We start from the raw sequence: 17,773 nt of genomic DNA, 5'->3' as shown, positions 1-17,773 counted from the left end.
GGATCGTCTCATCTCTCTTTTGTATAATGCAATCAGTGGGAACAACCACAGCAATATATAAAGCCTAGCGGTAAAATGTCAATATGGAAAAACTGAAAAATTGGAAAAAAGATAACGAGAAATTAGAAGTTAGCCTAAAAAAGGGTATACCAAATAAACCTCACCTTAACTACCAAATTATGTAAGAAAGATGAGGTATTTTAAAGGCTGCCAATTAGAAGAAAAAACTAACCTCTCCTCTCAGGCGGTGTGTACAGTTGCTTGGTCTTTAGTAGCATAAAGACCAACCGTACCAGTTTTCGGGCAGTTAAGACGAGAGCACGTTTGTGATGATGCTTGAATGCTTGGGCATATTTTTCGGCGTAAAAAGCAGCATACTCACTGTCATATCGACGAACGAGGTTAGCTGCCTGTATTAGATAATACCTCAGATATTTATTGCCTGTACGAACTCGCTTGGTTTCCTCACTTTCAAACTCTCCCGATTGGTACTGAGACCAAACAAGTCCAGCATACTTAGCAAGAGAATTGTGGTGAGAAAAGCGAGCGATATCGCTAATTTCGGCGATAATACCGGCGGCAAAGACCGGCCCAATCCCTTTCACAGATGATAAGGTTTCGGGAATGGACTTCATGATTTTTTCAATCTCTTTATCCAGTTTGGCAATTTCTTTTTCCATAGTCTGAATAACACTGAGCATAACGGATAATGAGAGATTAACAGGATCAGCCATAGCTTTATCAAGACGATAAGACGAGCGGGCAAGTTTTTGCAAGAAAGAAGCCAATTGCTCCGGATCGTCAAAGCGATTCTTCCCTTTTTCCTTCAAAAAGTCTACTAACTCTGTAATGGACATAGAGACAATCTGTTCAGGTTCAAGTTCTTGCAAAACAGCTAAACAAGTAGAGCCAAACATATTGGAAAAGGGATTATCTTGGCGAAGCCCACTAAATTTCAAAAAGACTTGATTGAGAAAGTAGGTTTTATCGCGGGCGATATTTTGCATAAGGTGAAAGCGGGTTCGGGTCAAACGCTGGAGAGCCTCAAATTGAATAGTAGAAGTCAACTCATGTGGAAGACGGCCAAACCGAAGTTGATCTGCAATCACCCAGGCATCAATGCGGTCGTTCTTAGGAAGAGTATCATAGCCTTTCTTAAAACGAGCCACTTTTCTAGCATTAAGGACAAAGACCTGAGCTTTGGAACCTTGGGTTTGATGGAGGTTAGCTTTAAGGAAATGAGCCAAATGCCAACCAAGATTCGAAGTGGCTTCCATGCCTACACGAATAAGTTCAGATTGAAGTTTTTGAGCCGATTGAAGAATACGTTCAAGTAGAGTTTGAGCGCCTATCAGGTTATTAGGAATGCTAAAAGATTCTAAAGCATCCCCACAATCATTCATGAACTGTACAGAATGAGAGCGGAGGCTAACGTCAATGCCTACCATAAGATTAGCCATAATCCACACCTCCCTTCGGATAAATAATCAAATACTTCTCAGACCTGGGTGCCCATGGGAACCATCTAAAGCAGCCTCGTCATCAGAACTCATGTACAGGAAACAGACAGTGTGGGTGCTACCCCCAGTTTCCAGACTGGTGCAACTAGCGGTTAGATACTCGATGATGGACCACGGGTAGCCGGCTTTCTACAGCAGTATCCAGTGTGGATCCGCAAGGAGGAGAAGAAATCTCCCGAAAAGTACCTGTCGATCCCATTGTCCCATGAGCAAGTCCAAGATTCAAGGTAGGTAATGAGTAAAAAAGGCAGTAAAAAACCAGCCAGCGACAGGGAGCATATACATACTCCGGCTGGCCGGTTTCAATCACTGTTGAATTGTAGCAACTCTGGAATTGGGCCTGTGCCCCGGGCGTATCAAATTGACGCCAAAGTAAGAATTGCTGACTTCAATCAGTGTTCTTATTCAGTTGAAGTTTATTAATCCATTCTGAAAAAGCGTCTTTAACCATAGAAGGAATTAACCACAACCTATAACCGCGCGCATTACAGGCTGAATGTGGATAATATTTCGGGGTAAAAAGAGCTTCTTCAGAATTGGGAACCGGTTCCCCGGAATATGTGTTTCCTTACTGGAAATTACGCTATCCGGTGGATCTAATTCTATTATACGAGGAGGGAACGTTGTGGATTTATACAATAAGCTTAAGTGTGAAAAAGGCCAAGTTCTGATATTGGTTGCCTTTATGCTACCGGTATTGCTAGTTTTTTGTGCCCTTGTAATTGATGTTGGAATGATGTATGTGGAGAAAACCCGGATCTCCGATATGGCGGACGCGGCGGCTCTCGCCGGCATCTATGAACTTCCAGGCAATCCTGCTGACGCGACTGCGCGAGCCGCGGCAAAAGCCACCGCGATCCAATATGCCACTTTAAATGGCTTGCAAGAGAGTGATCTTCCATGAAAGTATTTGCACAGTCACGAATGAAACTGGTGCAGAATTTAAAAATATGATTGCAGAATAGAGTCGCTATACATCTAAGCTTTTTTAGCTTGCGAGTGATCTTGACTGGGCTTGCTTTGGAGCACAGTTACATGTTGCCCTATGCGTAGTTCGCTAAGGAATAGCACGAGTATTATATTTTCAAATTTCCCTAAGCAAGCCATTCTGCACATTTTATTTTAAGGGATTGATGGAATGCGAGATTTATTGGAGGTTTGCTGCGGATTAGATGTACATAAAGAGGTTGTGGTAGCCTGTCTGCTCAAAGGTGTATTGGGCCAGGAGCCAACTTCGGAGATTAGAGAATTTTCCACATTACTAAGCGGTTTGGACAAGCTAAAGTCATGGTTAATTGAGAACAACTGCCGTGAGGTAGCAATGGAAAGTACAGGCGTTTACTGGTTTCCGATTTATAATGTTTTAGAAGCTGTGTTTGAGGAGGAAGGTGGCATCAATATAACGGTCACCAATCCACGTCACATGAAGAACGTGCCGGGCAAAAAAACGGATGTTAATGATGCCAAATGGATTGCCGGTTTGCTTCGGGCTGGATTGTTGAATGCAAGCTACATACCGCCAAGACAGGTGCGAGAGTTACGTGATTGGACGCGTTATCGAAAGACCATTGTGCAAGAGATGACTGGTCACAAAAATCGGGTGGAGAAATATTTACAACAGTGCGGGTTTAAGCTGTCCACGTTCTTGACCGACATTTTTGGGCAGTCTGGTATTTCTTTAATTCATAAACTTTGCGATGTTGGGTATATCTCGCCCGATGATGTTCTGTCTCATTTGCGTGGTACGGCAAGAAAAAAGCTTGACGATATTAAGCAAGCTGTAAATGGCCGTCTAAATGAACACGAGCGGAGCTTTTTGTCCATGCTGGTACGTAATTTTGAACAATGCCTTCGGGAGATTGAAGATATTGAAAAGAAAATAATGGAGTGTGCTGGAAAATTTGAGGAAGCCATACGATTAGTGGAAACAGTTCCCGGCATACAACGTTTAACAGCAATTACTATCATTTCTGAGATTGGAACAGACCTAAACATGTTCCCAACCGCGGCGCATCTATGCTCTTGGGCAGGTATGTGTCCGGGTAACAACGAGAGTGCAGGGAAGAAAAAGTCCACCAGGCTATCAAAGGGTAATTTACAACTCAAAAATATACTCTGCCAATGCTCATGGGCAGCAACAAGAAATAAAAAGACTTATTTGAGGGACTGGTACTGGAAATTAAGCCGACGAAGGGGAATGAAGAAAGCTATTATTGCACTTGGACGTAAGCTCCTAACAATTATTTATCATATGCTTACTACTGGCGAATTATATGACGAAACTCGCTACGGACAGGCAAAGAATCGACACGAGGAAATCCGAAGAAACAAACTTATTGCTGAAGCCCAAAGACTAGGACTGAAGCTACTTCCAGCATAAAGTAACCCCTAATTGATAACTTAGTATCCTGATTTAGGCTGGTTTTTTTCACTTTGAATACCGGTCTGTTTGTCTTGACTTCCTTTTAATAGTACGGTGTAATGCATACACGGCACGATAGAAGGGTTTCGTATTATATAATCACAGCGGACCCGCCGGATAATTATACCCTGCGTGTGCACATCACTCGGCAGGTGCCATTGTTTTTCGCCAGGATATTTGGTATTAATCAAGGGACGGTATCAGCGGCTGCGACGACAAAGTTGACTCAAGCGTCGGCGGTGTATGGGGTTATACCCTGGGGAGCTAATACGGATGTGCTGCAGGTGCTGGGGAAAAAAGTGCAGTTTCAATTCTACCAATCTGGCGGGAGTGGTAACAACATTAACGGGGGGTTCCTGAATCTGCCGAAGATCAACTCGGATGATACCTATCTGAGCATGTTAGAAAACGGGTACGGCGGCACCTTGGAAAAGGGGCAGACGGTTAGTAAATATACAAAAGCAACTACAGCGCTGGCCAATGACACCGTGACTGGCATAACCAATCGTATAGCCAATGGTCAGAGTCTCGTTGCCTTACCTATAGTCGATTCCATGGGTGATAGTAGCCCCACGGGGAAAATTATAGGGTTTGCCGTCTTTAAATTGGAAAAGGTATACAAACAATCTTCTAGCGACGTTTACGTAACCGGTACGTTCGTGCAGGCGGTTGTAAAAGGTCAGGGCGGTGGAACGGGCACGAATTATGGCGCCTGGGCCTATAAACTTGTCGAGTAAGGGTAACGAGCAAGCAGCATGGTCGTGTTCATCGGGATTTGAACAGATGAGGCGAAAGAAGCGTTGCTTGGGAAAGGGCGTTTCTTTTTTATCTAGTGTGCACTGCTTTCTGCTATAGATGCAGCGGTTTTATCTGGAGGACAAAAACTACCCAATACTTCAATTGCAATAAGCCAAGCGCTCCTATAAATGCCCCTGGCCTTTGAATCAAAAGATTGAGTATGTTGTAAATTGCCTTTATTGAAAAACTGATAAATTCCTTGGGCGATTGCTTCAACAATCTTTCTTTGATATTCCGGTGTCTGTAATAATAGGCGCTCTTCTATATTTGTAATGTAACCTACCTCGACTAACGCGGCTGGGATTTTATTGCGGCGTAATACGAAATAGTCGGCAGCTTTAGCTGTCCGACTAGCTTGGGTAACTGTACAGAGTGCGGTCTGAATAGAAGTGGCCAATGCTTTTCCAGTCTCCGATTTAGCAGAAAAGAAAGCTTCCGCGCCGTGCCGTTTGGCATTAGCAACGGCATTAGCAACGGCATTAGCAACGGCATTAGCATGAATACTAACAAATAAATCCGCATCTGACTCCTCAACCATTTCCACACGTGCCACTAAATCACGATGGACTTTTTCATTGTCACATTCGTCGCTAAGTTCTACATCGGCTTGACGGGATAAGACAACTTTAGCGCCGTATTGGTTCAAAATGTTTTTAAGCTCTAACGCTATTGCCAAGTTAATATCTTTTTCAAGCACGCCTGGGCGGTTTGCACCAGGGTTAATGCCGCCATGACTGGCATCCACTACAATAATCTTATCGGCTAGTTTGTGGGTAGCATCGTGTGCATATAAGGTGCTCAGTAGTAACATGGCAGATAATAGGAATAAGATAAAGTGACGTTTGCCGAAGTATAATATTCTCACGGTGGTTTCTCACCTCGCATAGCTAAAATATATGCAAAAGATAAACAAATATATCAAATTTAAACGCCGTCAAGTATTTCTCATCAAATTCTCATCTTCTTTTCAGGATCGTCTCATCTCTCTTTTGTATAATGCAATCAGTGGGAACAACCACAGCAATATATAAAGCCTAGCGGTAAAATGTCAATATGGAAAAACTGAAAAATTGGAAAAAAGATAACGAGAAATTAGAAGTTAGCCTAAAAAAGGGTATACCAAATAAACCTCACCTTAACTACCAAATTATGTAAGAAAGATGAGGTATTTTAAAGGCTGCCAATTAGAAGAAAAAACTAACCTCTCCTCTCAGGCGGTGTGTACAGTTGCTTGGTCTTTAGTAGCATAAAGACCAACCGTACCAGTTTTCGGGCAGTTAAGACGAGAGCACGTTTGTGATGATGCTTGAATGCTTGGGCATATTTTTCGGCGTAAAAAGCAGCATACTCACTGTCATATCGACGAACGAGGTTAGCTGCCTGTATTAGATAATACCTCAGATATTTATTGCCTGTACGAACTCGCTTGGTTTCCTCACTTTCAAACTCTCCCGATTGGTACTGAGACCAAACAAGTCCAGCATACTTAGCAAGAGAATTGTGGTGAGAAAAGCGAGCGATATCGCTAATTTCGGCGATAATACCGGCGGCAAAGACCGGCCCAATCCCTTTCACAGATGATAAGGTTTCGGGAATGGACTTCATGATTTTTTCAATCTCTTTATCCAGTTTGGCAATTTCTTTTTCCATAGTCTGAATAACACTGAGCATAACGGATAATGAGAGATTAACAGGATCAGCCATAGCTTTATCAAGACGATAAGACGAGCGGGCAAGTTTTTGCAAGAAAGAAGCCAATTGCTCCGGATCGTCAAAGCGATTCTTCCCTTTTTCCTTCAAAAAGTCTACTAACTCTGTAATGGACATAGAGACAATCTGTTCAGGTTCAAGTTCTTGCAAAACAGCTAAACAAGTAGAGCCAAACATATTGGAAAAGGGATTATCTTGGCGAAGCCCACTAAATTTCAAAAAGACTTGATTGAGAAAGTAGGTTTTATCGCGGGCGATATTTTGCATAAGGTGAAAGCGGGTTCGGGTCAAACGCTGGAGAGCCTCAAATTGAATAGTAGAAGTCAACTCATGTGGAAGACGGCCAAACCGAAGTTGATCTGCAATCACCCAGGCATCAATGCGGTCGTTCTTAGGAAGAGTATCATAGCCTTTCTTAAAACGAGCCACTTTTCTAGCATTAAGGACAAAGACCTGAGCTTTGGAACCTTGGGTTTGATGGAGGTTAGCTTTAAGGAAATGAGCCAAATGCCAACCAAGATTCGAAGTGGCTTCCATGCCTACACGAATAAGTTCAGATTGAAGTTTTTGAGCCGATTGAAGAATACGTTCAAGTAGAGTTTGAGCGCCTATCAGGTTATTAGGAATGCTAAAAGATTCTAAAGCATCCCCACAATCATTCATGAACTGTACAGAATGAGAGCGGAGGCTAACGTCAATGCCTACCATAAGATTAGCCATAATCCACACCTCCCTTCGGATAAATAATCAAATACTTCTCAGACCTGGGTGCCCATGGGAACCATCTAAAGCAGCCTCGTCATCAGAACTCATGTACAGGAAACAGACAGTGTGGGTGCTACCCCCAGTTTCCAGACTGGTGCAACTAGCGGTTAGATACTCGATGATGGACCACGGGTAGCCGGCTTTCTACAGCAGTATCCAGTGTGGATCCGCAAGGAGGAGAAGAAATCTCCCGAAAAGTACCTGTCGATCCCATTGTCCCATGAGCAAGTCCAAGATTCAAGGTAGGTAATGAGTAAAAAGGCAGTAAAAAACCAGCCAGCGACAGGGAGCATATACATACTCCGGCTGGCCGGTTTCAATCACTGTTGAATTGTAGCAACTCTGGAATTGGGCCTGTGCCCCGGGCGTATCAAATTGACGCCAAAGTAAGAATTGCTGACTTCAATCAGTGTTCTTATTCAGTTGAAGTTTATTAATCCATTCTGAAAAAGCGTCTTTAACCATAGAAGGAATTAACCACAACCTATAACCGCGCGCATTACAGGCTGAATGTGGATAATATTTCGGGGTAAAAAGAGCTTCTTCAGAATTGGGAACCGGTTCCCCGGAATATGTGTTTCCTTACTGGAAATTACGCTATCCGGTGGATCTAATTCTATTATACGAGGAGGATACGATGATGAATAAAAAATGGATGGCAGGTGTTTTATCAGCGATGATTTTAGGAGGTGCCGTGGCAGGTGGAGTTAATCACCCAGCTTTTGCTGCAGCGCCTGAGGCTGCGAAGAAAGTTATTGCTCAGCAAATCGATAAAGAGGATCAAGAGCAAAAAGACAATGACCGCGAAGTGGCGGATAGCGTTGAGCAGGCTAATTTGGCTAAAGAAGCTAAACTTACTCAGCAGCAAAGTGTTGATATCGCCATGAAACGAGTAAATGGAACTGTAGTGAAAACTGAACTGGAAGATGAAGATGGTGTTGTGGTGTATGATGTAACCATCAAGGATAGCAAGGGTCAAGTTAGTGAAGTAAAGGTAGATGCCAAGACTGGCTCGATTGTAAAAGTGGAGCATGATGATGATCAAAATGACAACGATACCGAAACCAATGATGATGCTAATGGCTAAATGTTAGTATATAAGAGAGTCTTGCCGCCAATTTACGGTGGCAAGACTCTCTTTTCTTATAGAATTTACGAAATGGTGAAAACTAAAGTAATGCGTACTTTTTTGATGAGAGGGGTTAGGCAATGACCAAGGTTTTAATTATAGAAGATGAAGTAAATATGGCTAAATTTATTGAACTGGAATTAGAACATGAGGGGTTTGACGCAACGCTTGTTGCCGATGGACGAACTGGTTTGGAACTTGCTTTGGAACAAGACTGGGATATTATTCTCCTAGATATTATGCTGCCTGAACTAAATGGTATTGAGGTTTGTCGGCGGCTGCGTAACGCAAAGGATACACCGGTTATCATGCTAACCGCCCGGGATAGTGTGATTGACCGAGTATCCGGCCTTGACAGCGGCGCTGATGATTATATCCCCAAGCCATTTGCCATCGAGGAATTACTGGCCCGTATGCGCTCGATATTACGTCGTACAAAACCGGACGATACGGTAAAAAATGAGCTGGTTTACCGGGATATAACGGTGGACTTGGAGTCTTGTACCGTCAAGCGCGGTGAAACGACGGTGGAGTTAACCAGGCGAGAATATGATCTACTGGTAGCTTTTATGCAGAATAGTAACCGTGTGTTAAGTCGCGACGTTCTGCTGGATAGGGTATGGGGCTATGAGGCAGTGATAGAGACAAACATAGTAGATGTCTATGTACGCTATCTTCGTAATAAGCTGGATAAACCGGATGAAGAAAGTATTATTCAGACAGTACGCGGTATAGGGTATGTGATGAGAACATGAAGAAGATAGTAACTGCCTTTTCAAAATTACCTATTCGTTGGAAGCTTGCTTTAGGATCGGCACTGCTGCTTTTTCTCCTCATTACCGTGTACAATTCAGCCCAGTATCTTGTAATCAATCAATGGGCCAATAACCGGGAACGAAATATCCTGCAAGGCAAGTCGGCGATCATACAAAGCTACTTCTCGGAAAAGGAAGAAGATATTGGGACAGAAGACTTGGAAAATAGTGAAGCGTTTTTAGAAAAAGTAAATGAGCCGGGACAAATGATACGGATTATTCGTAAAGATGGCAAAAGTATTTTGACGGTAATGAAGGACATACTGCCTGAAAGATTTACTCCCCAGTTCGTCCAAGCGTCACAAATGCTGGAGGTGCGGCAAGGAGAAGATCATTTGTTAATTGCCCGCACTCCGCTTATTACGCCTCGTTTTACCGGTACAATTGAAATCGTACGCAACATCGAGGCTCTAGACCAACTGCTGCATTTTATCCTAACTGTAATGGCTGCAGGCGGGATTGCAGCTATCTTGTTAAGTATCCTGGGAGGAATGGCCATCTCGAATCGGTTGTTGACACCGATTAAAGATTTGACTAATACCATGAAAAAGGTAGAGGAAAAGGGCCTGCACCAAAGAGTCCAGGTGTACCAAACGAAAGACGAGTTTTCGGCGTTAGCTATGATGTTTAATGCTATGATGGATAAGCTCGAACGTTCTTTCCGGCAGCAAAAGCAGTTTGTTGAGGACGCGTCCCATGAACTGCGCACACCCATTGCGATTGTTGAAGGCCATCTTTCGCTGCTGATGCGCTGGGGAAAGGACGACCCGAAAGTCTTACAAGAATCACTTGCGGCGTCATTGCAAGAAACTAAGCGCTTGAAGCATTTAGTCCAGGATTTATTAGTGGTATCGCAAGCAGAAGCGCCGTTAGCGGTGTTAGAAACAGAAAAAATAGAGCCTGTTCCTATTATCAAGCAGGCTGTTCAAAATATGGTGCTTATTCATGCTGAATTTGACTTCTCATTGGACATAGCCACACTGGAAGGAATCAAAATTGCCATCACGGCAAATCATCTGGAACAAATACTGCTTATTTTACTGGATAACGCGGTGAAATACTCAACTACAGACAAGCGTATCGAAATATTAGGGTATCTTGAAGGACAATATACCTATATTGCTATAAAAGACTATGGTTCGGGTATTCCAGAAAGTGAATTACCTAATATCTTTGACCGGTTTTATCGGGTAGACAAAGCACGCAGCAGAAAGCAAGGTGGCAGCGGCTTAGGATTAGCAATTGCCAAACGTCTTGTCCAAAAGTATCAAGGGGTTATTGAAGTGCAGAGTGAGGTCGGTGTCGGAACGACCTTTAGTATTAAGTTGCCGAAAGAATGATTGGGAGTTGTTGGTATAGGGACTACGAAATGAGCGGGATTCGAACAGTTATAGCGGCTTTTTCACCCAGTTTACTTACTAAGCGAATTATGCTGTCATGACCATCAGCAATCCATTTAGCGATAGATAGGCCAAGACTGGTTCCTACGGTATCTTTTGATCGAGATTTATCAACCCGGTCAAAACGATTAAAAAATTTGGATTGATCTTCTTCCGACCAACAGGTTTTGCAAAAGTGAATTTTGGCAAGTTTGCTAGGGTCTATTCCGTGGACAAGCGGACTCATCCATTTGTGCGGGTATGCTATTAGGCATCAGGCAAGTCTGATTGTTGCAGCGGGTTTAATTGTAGCTGCTGTTTATTATTATTGGAGGAACCAACTGCTGAAAGAGATGGCGAAAGGTTGAGTTTTCACATGAATGGACAAATGTTGCGAAAGAATATTTTTAGACTAAATTTAAGGGGATGGCTTATGGTTCATATACAAAGTTCTTTAGCACAGTAATTCTTGTTTTTATGGTTTTAGTGGTTTCCTTAAACGCTGGTGGGAAATGAGAGCGCCGGCTATTTGTTTAGCTGGTGGTGCGGTGCTTAGTTTTCTGTTGAAAAATGTATTTCATCGTGAAAGACCGGACTTATTTTGGGTAGTGCAGGAAACCGGCTATAGCTTCCCTAGCGGCCATGCACTGGCGACCGTGGCTTTTATGGAATGGTGGCTTTCTTAGTTATGCGCAATATTTCTTCTTGGCGCGGGCGGCTAACAGTTATGATGTTGGCAGTCATTTTGAGTGTGCTAATTGGCATAAAGCCGCATCTATTTGGGCGTCCACTATCCCACTGATGTAGTAGCAGGATATGCAGCTGGGTCAATGTGGCTAGCTTTTTGTATATCGCTTTTAATGTGGTGGGAAAGAGCGCGAGTACAAAAATAAAATTCATTGTTGCGAATTGCATGCTGACCACTGAAGGTACCGTAGGGTATAGCAGTATAATGCTGACCTTTTATCAAGTTCTAGCATAACATATTATAGATGCAATAACTTCAAAAAATTATGCTAGGGGGAAAAGTGATGAGTAATGAGCATCCGGATAAAAAAGTAGAGGGGACTCGCCACCACCATGATGATTACGAACAGCGAATTTACTACTTGGAAAACGAAATCAAACGTATTATCGACCTCCTGAAAGAATGCTGCGACAAGGGAAAACACTGCGACAATGAAAAATACTACGAAAAGGAAAAGTCAGCTTGTCATGCGTGTAGAACGACTGAGCTTGTCAAAAACGGTGGTTTTGAAGTACCAGGTGATGGAGAAAATACTTTTAAATTCTGGACAATAGAGATTATTGAAGTAGAAAATGGTAACCAACAACAACAGCAACAAGCTGCTAAACGGCAAGAGGAATTAGCAAGCATAGGGGCCACCGACGATTCTTACGAAGGAGTTGTTGCCGCCCAATTTACTACCGAAGGGTCTGCCGAGCGAACAGAGAAAAAGGCACGTATATTTCAGGAAGTTCCTGTTACTTCCGGCTGTTTGTATAGACTAAGTTTTGCTGAAAATTTTCTTCCACTGCTTGGAGATTTTGATTTTGGTGAATTAACCGCACGAGTCTATTATACTGGTCCCGATTCTACTCAATATGACCTGATTAAGATTTTCATTAGACATGATCCAGGCTTTGAGCCAATACCAACTGGCTACACCTACCATCAAAAAGTAGCTGACGCCCCTGTGCCCTGTACTGTCTCTACTGTCACAGTAGAATTTCTGTTTAATATAAGCGATATAGGCGGCCAAGATCCTGATAATGAATGGCACATTGACGGCGTATCTCTCCGTTCGGAATACGCAACAGCTATTTGCTGTTCTTAATTGGGCACGCCCCCTCCTACGTTGTAGTCAAGGCTGATTTGGGGAATTTTTAGGCTGGTTTTATGGTTAAAAGTTTCTTTAGTTGTTTTCTAAACACAGGGGTATTTGCGGCGATTTCAGAAGAAACAACCACTTTGTCAACGGAGTGGTTGTTTACATCTCAACTTTCGCAGATAGAAATAGGCAAATAAGCCTTGATGTAATTGGGCGAGGCAGCAAGTCTCAATGTTCCAGCGGATACCATACAAGCGTATGATTTCTTCTGCTTCAAGGGTTACATCGGTAGACAAAATGGCTAGCCACTATCGGTTGGAATAAAAGTGTGACCGTCAGACCACCCCAAAGTTAACATATGAAATCCTTTATAGTAGCAATTGTCGGTATGATCCTTACACCTCGCTAACAGCTCCACTTTTTTGCTGCGATTTCGCTTATAGGCTGAATCATCGACGATCAAAACACGGGTCTGCTTTTGTGCTGTCAAAGGTATAACTTTTTCAATGACATGACTATTGAATGCAGTCAAAAAACGCTGCTAAGCAAAATTTGAGCAGTTAAGAAAGCGGTATATGGCATCTTTGCAAGGGAAACCGGCGTTGTTTCGTTCGCTTTCCTGCATGCTGAACCAATTACGATGTCGAAACAGTAAGCAAAATACAATCTGAAAAAGATAACTGCAGGCAAAACCCAAATTGCGTTTAATTCCTGCTTGGCGCAAATGTTTGAGCACTTTGAGTTCCGCAAAAACAGTTCTTATTTCCGGGACAAGACTCATCTTGACGTTGGAGGAATTATAGGAGTAAAATAAGCATATGATAAGAATAATATTTTACTACTACAGGGGGCGCTTGAGGTGAATATTAAACCGTCGGCGGCGATACGCAAAAACTACAACGAAATATCTGCGCTCTGCAAAGCTACCAAGGAACCTGTTTTTTTGACGAAAAACGGCGAGGGCGATTTAGTAGTCATGGATATCGATACGTTTTCCCGGCGCGAAAGCATGCTGAAGCTGCGGGAACAGCTTGTTGCGGTTGAGGAAGATAGACTGATGGGTAAAAAAGGCTTTTCAATCGACGAAGTGGACGAGATGATGAAAAAAGCCATTAAGGATTCTGCCAATGAGCAGCGGAGATAAACGGTATCACGTCATCATCTCGGAAAGAGCGGGAGAAATGCTTGTGCAGCACACCCGCTTTTTAGCTCAGGTCAGCCCTCAGGCGGCGGATAAACTTAGAATGGATATAATTGAGGCCGCCAAATCCCTGCAAGAGTTTCCGGAGCGTGGTTCCTGGCTAGTTGATCCCGTTTTGCCCGCAAACGTATACAGAAAACTACTTGTGGACAAACGCTATTTGCTTATCTATAAAATCAAGGATGACACAGTATACATTGACTACATGGTGGATTGCCGCCAGGGATATTCCTGGCTGGCCTGATCAAATTAATAAAACGATTTTAAACGTCCGTTACGCGGGCGTTTTTTTGTTGGAGATAAGGGCTTGGAAATTGTCAAACTGCCAATCGAAAAATTAAACGCCGCGCCATATAATCCACGCATTGATTTGAAACCGGGGGATAAGGATTACGAAAAACTCAAGAAATCCATTCTCACCTTCGGCTATATCGACCCCATCATCGTCAACAAGCGCGGCTATGTGGTGGTCGGCGGCCATCAACGGCAAAAGCAACGGCAAAAGCAACGGGACGGTTCGTCTGTTTCCTATGCCTTAAAAACAACACTTTGATTTATACCCGTAACCCTTGCTATCTGTCGTTGCGTTACTCCTTCCATATTTTTTATTTGCCTTAATATCTCATCCCGCCTAGCCTTCTCCATTGTCTGGAGTTCTCCCAATGATTGTCCTTTAAGTATAGCTTGTATTTCTTTATACAAACTTTCATCACTTTTCTTTTTCTGATTGTCCTCTATCTATTGCAAAAAGGTGACCTATAACTCGGAAGAAGATCCCAAGCCGGTACTGACGCAGTTCCGTAACGATTACTACCCCCGGATAGCGGTAACGGTAGACATGATTGCGACCGGTACAGACGTAAACCCTTTAGAGTGTCTTATATTCATGCGGGATGTGTACCATCATGATAGAGGAACACCATCCTTTGTCGTGTTTTGGGGTTGCACTTAAACATTTCGACATACAGGATGGTGATTCCTTATTTTTAAAATTTTTTACCTAAAAAATAGTACTTAAGCTGCACGGTTACTGCATTTTTAAGTTGTACTTTCCGAAACTAAGATTTATTATTCTACTTAGTTTTGGCGCAAACAGTTTATTATGTTTAGAAGTCTTGGTTATGCCAACCTTTTCAAATTATCCTATACCCAATTGAAACAAAACGGCGTATAATATTATACATGATTCTGTTGCTAAAAGTACTTTGACGCTCTGTTTTGTACTGTATAAAAGATATAAATTCAAAGAAAGAGTTCCATTTGTTCTTTGTGGACACTATAAATTAGATTTTTGGTTTTTGCAGTAGAATCATATATAGAATTGTCATAAAAGGAAAGGAATAACAACATTTTGAAATACGGGAGGTTTTATTAATCATGAAAGATGTTATAATTTCAAAACTTGGTGAACTTGTTGATGAACTGGCAAAAGATGACGGACAGAAAAAGGCATGGGAGGATTTTCTGGTAGACTTTGCCGGAGTTTGTGAAAAAGCAGGTATTAAAGAAGAGTTAAAAACCTCCGTTTCCAATCTCCTGCAGCATATAAGCGAAAAGGAAATGTCGGACGGCATAGGACTTTTGCATACTAAGATAGATAATTTTCCCGCAGTCGATGCTTACAAGGCACTTATAGAAGTGCTCGGGCAAAAGAATGATGAAAATCTTGTAAGGATAGCGGAGCTTAGAGATGTTCTTTCTGAACTTGCCACCCCGATTATACGGCTCTGGCAGGATGTACTTCTAGTCCCCGTAATTGGTACACTTGACAGCCAGAGGGCACAGAACATGGCTGAAAAACTTCTTGAAAGCATCTCCAATATCAGATCCAAAGTTGTAATTGTCGATGTGACTGGTGTGAATATGATAGACACGATTGTCGGGGAATTTTTGATTGAAATGTTTTCCGCTGTGAAACTGCTTGGAAGCGATGTTGTTCTGACGGGTATAAAGCCGGATATAGCCCATACCCTTGTAAAGCTCGGAATTGATTTTGATATGGTAGTCATAAAGAGAGACCTGGAAAGTGCGCTTAAATATGCTATCAGCTTATCTACAAAAGATACGGAAAAGAAATTAGTTAACCCAAAAAGAGGGGATACAGATGAAGAATAGGGTTGTGCCGACAATAAAGCTTTACGATTATCTGATTGTTCCTATACAGATTGAACTCGATGATTCAACAATTGAAAAGCTCCAGATGCAGTTGCTGCATGAAATAAGCGAGAGAAAAATCCGGGGAATAATTATAGATGTAAGCATGGTAGATGTAATGGACAGTTACATATCATTTGTGCTTTCGGAGACTGCTGCTATGGCCAAAGCCATGGGCTGTTATACAGTAATCTGCAAAATTCAGCCACAAGTGGCCCTTACACTTGCACAGATGGGCATAAAGCTGAAGGATGTTTTTACAGCAAACAGTCTGGAAGGTGCAATTGATATACTGAACCGGCTTGATTAAATATTCTACTTTGCTTTTAATGACGGAGTGATGGTGATGGACGATAAAAATTTTGATGATATCGTAATAAATGTTCATGATTACGATATGGTTTTAAAGATAAAAGACGAAAGCGACATAGCCGTTTCCAGGCAGATGGCAAAAAGTTTTGCCCAGAAAAACAATTTTTCGCTTGCCGACATCACAAAAATAGCCACAACCGTATCGGAACTTTCAAGAAACATATACAGGTATGCAAAAGAAGGACAAATTTACATAAAAAAGAAAGAAAAGGAACTAGATAAAGATGTATCAATAGAAATTGTTGCATACGACAGGGGGCCTGGGATAGAAAATGTGGAGCGGGCCTTAGCCGGAGGCTATACAACGTCCGAAAGGAGCCTGGGTTTGGGCTTGTCCGGGGTAAAAAGGCTTATGGACAGGTTTTATATAGTGTCTGAAGTAGGCAAGGGGACTATTGTGGTTTTGGAAAAGAGGAGGCGGGGGTTTTGAGAGAGGGGCTGACGGTAGACGTAGAAATGGAGGCTGACCTGTTTATTTTGGAGCATAAAATCAATAAGTATCTAAAAGAAAGCCATCCTGACATGTCTTCAGCACCCCTTGTACATCTTGTGGCAAGGGAACTTGCCACTAATATTTTGAAATACGGAGGAAAAGGTTTTATTGCAGTAAAAAGTGAGGGGGATAAACTGACAATCGCTGCCGAGGACGAAGGTAAAGTAAATCGTGAAGGCGGGATTAATATATCAAAAAGAGGCCTTGGAATAGGGCTGGACGTTATTAAAAAAAACTGCGACAAGCTCGATGTTGAACAAAAGCCAGGCGGAGGAATGGTGGTAAATGCAGTATTAAACCTTTCACAGCAGCGTAAAGAAAAAGGCTTTGCCGTTCAGGTCGGAACAGCATCAAAACCGCATTATCTGGAAGAAGACAACGGTGATATTTGCTTTTACAAAGAGATGGGAGGCAAATATTTTTTGTTTGTTGCTGATGTCCTAGGCCACGGCAAAAAGGCCGGAGTGATTGCGAAGGAGATTGAATTATACTTACAAAACATTAATGAAATAGATCTTGAAAAAATATATGCCGGCCTTGAAAAAATATTGCAGGCCACACGCGGCTGTGCGGTTTTCTTAGCTACTGTTTCCCAAAGCGGACTCGAGTACTTAAACGTTGGCAATATAAAAGGCTGGCTTATTAATCCCGGCTCTGGAAAGAAATTAAATGGTGTGAACGGAGTTGTTGGGAGAACATCTGTTGGAGTAAAAATATTTAAAGAAATGTTACCAGCGGATTTTGTTTTGATTGTATGTACTGACGGCATAAAAAAGCTGTTTATTCAGGCGGCGGACATGAAGTGGCTGAAAAAGATGGATGCTGGGGAAGCAGCGGAAAAGATACTGCAGGAGTTTGCAATTAAAGAAGATGACGCAAGTGTTTTAATCTTAGTTTCGGAAAGTACAACTTAAAAATGCAATAACCGTGCGGCTTAAACACTATTTTTTAGGTAAAAAAATTTAAAAATAAGGAATCACCATCCTGTATGTCGAAATGTTTAAGTGCAACCCCGAAACACGACAAAGGATGGTGTTCCTTTATCATGGTTCTTCAACCAATTATTAGCACAAAAGTTCCGGGTGGAAAAACCACGTGAGGTGTGTGTGGCTGGATTTTGACGATAGTGTGGTGACTGTCTTGGGTGAACAGGAAGAATCAGCGGTAGGGTTGATATTATGAA

The 17,773-nt window shown here is 42.4% G+C and carries 18 protein-coding genes and 1 pseudogene; 15 read left to right on the top strand and 4 right to left on the bottom strand.

The window, feature by feature from the left end:
• Positions 1–227 precede the first annotated feature (227 nt).
• Positions 228–1,460: an IS110 family transposase gene (locus SCACP_RS12695; protein WP_425057924.1), complete on the bottom strand. Its 1,233-nt coding sequence runs from the start codon at positions 1,458–1,460 to the stop codon at positions 228–230.
• A gap of 685 nt (positions 1,461–2,145) precedes the next feature.
• On the opposite strand from SCACP_RS12695, the gene SCACP_RS12690 reads away from it, so the two are divergent.
• The 3 genes from SCACP_RS12690 (at position 2,146) to SCACP_RS12680 (ending at position 4,679) form a co-directional block, all read left to right on the top strand.
• Entirely contained in the window at positions 2,146–2,424 is a 279-nt protein-coding gene (locus SCACP_RS12690) for a pilus assembly protein TadG-related protein (RefSeq protein ID WP_425057928.1), read from the top strand.
• Between the two features lie 234 nt (positions 2,425–2,658).
• Positions 2,659–3,900 carry an IS110 family transposase gene (locus tag SCACP_RS12685; RefSeq protein ID WP_425057927.1) on the top strand — a complete coding sequence of 414 codons (1,242 nt, stop codon included), beginning with the start codon at positions 2,659–2,661 and terminating at the stop codon, positions 3,898–3,900.
• Between the two features lie 176 nt (positions 3,901–4,076).
• On the top strand, positions 4,077–4,679 hold the full coding sequence (locus SCACP_RS12680) for a hypothetical protein (RefSeq protein ID WP_425057926.1): 603 nt from the start codon (positions 4,077–4,079) through the stop codon (positions 4,677–4,679).
• A gap of 92 nt (positions 4,680–4,771) precedes the next feature.
• Here the strand turns inward: SCACP_RS12680 and SCACP_RS12675 are convergent, their stop codons facing one another.
• Both SCACP_RS12675 and SCACP_RS12670 read right to left on the bottom strand, forming a co-directional pair.
• Positions 4,772–5,605: an N-acetylmuramoyl-L-alanine amidase family protein gene (locus SCACP_RS12675; RefSeq protein ID WP_425057925.1), complete on the bottom strand. Its 834-nt coding sequence runs from the start codon at positions 5,603–5,605 to the stop codon at positions 4,772–4,774.
• 332 nt (positions 5,606–5,937) lie between these two features.
• Positions 5,938–7,170, bottom strand: a complete 1,233-nt coding sequence (locus tag SCACP_RS12670; protein WP_425057924.1) for an IS110 family transposase — start codon at positions 7,168–7,170, stop codon at positions 5,938–5,940.
• Between the two features lie 682 nt (positions 7,171–7,852).
• Here SCACP_RS12670 and SCACP_RS12665 point away from each other — a divergent pair.
• The 3 genes from SCACP_RS12665 to SCACP_RS12655 all read left to right on the top strand — a co-directional run bounded on the left by SCACP_RS12665 (position 7,853) and on the right by SCACP_RS12655 (position 10,499).
• On the top strand, positions 7,853–8,302 hold the full coding sequence (locus tag SCACP_RS12665) for a PepSY domain-containing protein (RefSeq protein ID WP_425057923.1): 450 nt from the start codon (positions 7,853–7,855) through the stop codon (positions 8,300–8,302).
• A gap of 122 nt (positions 8,303–8,424) precedes the next feature.
• Positions 8,425–9,099, top strand: coding sequence for a response regulator transcription factor (locus tag SCACP_RS12660; RefSeq protein WP_425057922.1), 675 nt, complete (start codon positions 8,425–8,427; stop codon positions 9,097–9,099).
• Entirely contained in the window at positions 9,096–10,499 is a 1,404-nt protein-coding gene (locus SCACP_RS12655) for a sensor histidine kinase (RefSeq protein WP_425057921.1), read from the top strand. Before SCACP_RS12660 ends, SCACP_RS12655 begins: the two co-directional genes overlap by 4 nt.
• 22 nt (positions 10,500–10,521) lie before the next feature.
• On the opposite strand, the gene SCACP_RS12650 is transcribed toward SCACP_RS12655, so the two are convergent.
• Positions 10,522–10,785: an ATP-binding protein gene (locus SCACP_RS12650; RefSeq protein ID WP_425057920.1), complete on the bottom strand. Its 264-nt coding sequence runs from the start codon at positions 10,783–10,785 to the stop codon at positions 10,522–10,524.
• A 265-nt stretch (positions 10,786–11,050) separates the two neighbouring features.
• On the opposite strand from SCACP_RS12650, the pseudogene SCACP_RS12645 reads away from it, so the two are divergent.
• The 9 genes and pseudogenes from SCACP_RS12645 to SCACP_RS12605 all read left to right on the top strand — a co-directional run bounded on the left by SCACP_RS12645 (position 11,051) and on the right by SCACP_RS12605 (position 17,504).
• Positions 11,051–11,431: pseudogene (locus SCACP_RS12645) on the top strand (phosphatase PAP2 family protein).
• A 138-nt stretch (positions 11,432–11,569) separates the two neighbouring features.
• Entirely contained in the window at positions 11,570–12,376 is an 807-nt protein-coding gene (locus SCACP_RS12640) for a hypothetical protein (protein WP_425057919.1), read from the top strand.
• 853 nt (positions 12,377–13,229) lie between these two features.
• On the top strand, positions 13,230–13,514 hold the full coding sequence (locus SCACP_RS12635) for a type II toxin-antitoxin system Phd/YefM family antitoxin (RefSeq protein ID WP_425057918.1): 285 nt from the start codon (positions 13,230–13,232) through the stop codon (positions 13,512–13,514).
• Positions 13,498–13,815 (top strand): type II toxin-antitoxin system RelE/ParE family toxin, encoded by a 318-nt coding sequence (locus SCACP_RS12630; protein WP_425057917.1) that lies wholly within the window; start codon positions 13,498–13,500, stop codon positions 13,813–13,815. Before SCACP_RS12635 ends, SCACP_RS12630 begins: the two co-directional genes overlap by 17 nt.
• 63 nt (positions 13,816–13,878) lie before the next feature.
• Positions 13,879–14,124 carry a ParB N-terminal domain-containing protein gene (locus tag SCACP_RS12625; protein ID WP_425057916.1) on the top strand — a complete coding sequence of 82 codons (246 nt, stop codon included), beginning with the start codon at positions 13,879–13,881 and terminating at the stop codon, positions 14,122–14,124.
• Between the two features lie 824 nt (positions 14,125–14,948).
• The gene (locus SCACP_RS12620) at positions 14,949–15,686 is read left to right on the top strand and encodes an STAS domain-containing protein (protein WP_425057915.1); all 738 of its coding nucleotides are present in this window, start codon (positions 14,949–14,951) and stop codon (positions 15,684–15,686) included.
• Positions 15,676–16,035 (top strand): STAS domain-containing protein, encoded by a 360-nt coding sequence (locus tag SCACP_RS12615; protein WP_425057914.1) that lies wholly within the window; start codon positions 15,676–15,678, stop codon positions 16,033–16,035. The genes SCACP_RS12620 and SCACP_RS12615 overlap by 11 nt, the downstream gene beginning before the upstream one ends.
• Positions 16,036–16,071: 36 nt before the next feature.
• A complete protein-coding gene (locus SCACP_RS12610; RefSeq protein ID WP_425057913.1) occupies positions 16,072–16,527 on the top strand; it encodes an ATP-binding protein in 456 nt (151 codons plus the stop codon).
• On the top strand, positions 16,524–17,504 hold the full coding sequence (locus SCACP_RS12605) for a SpoIIE family protein phosphatase (protein WP_425057912.1): 981 nt from the start codon (positions 16,524–16,526) through the stop codon (positions 17,502–17,504). Before SCACP_RS12610 ends, SCACP_RS12605 begins: the two co-directional genes overlap by 4 nt.
• The last annotated feature ends 269 nt before the right edge of the window (positions 17,505–17,773 follow it).

The organism is Sporomusaceae bacterium ACPt (assembly GCA_041428575.1).
Taxonomy (GTDB): Bacteria; Bacillota; Negativicutes; order Sporomusales; family Sporomusaceae; genus Sporomusa_D; species Sporomusa_D carbonis.
The sequence above is the reverse complement of the archived record's forward strand: the minus strand, read 5'-3'. Positions and strand labels throughout refer to the sequence as shown.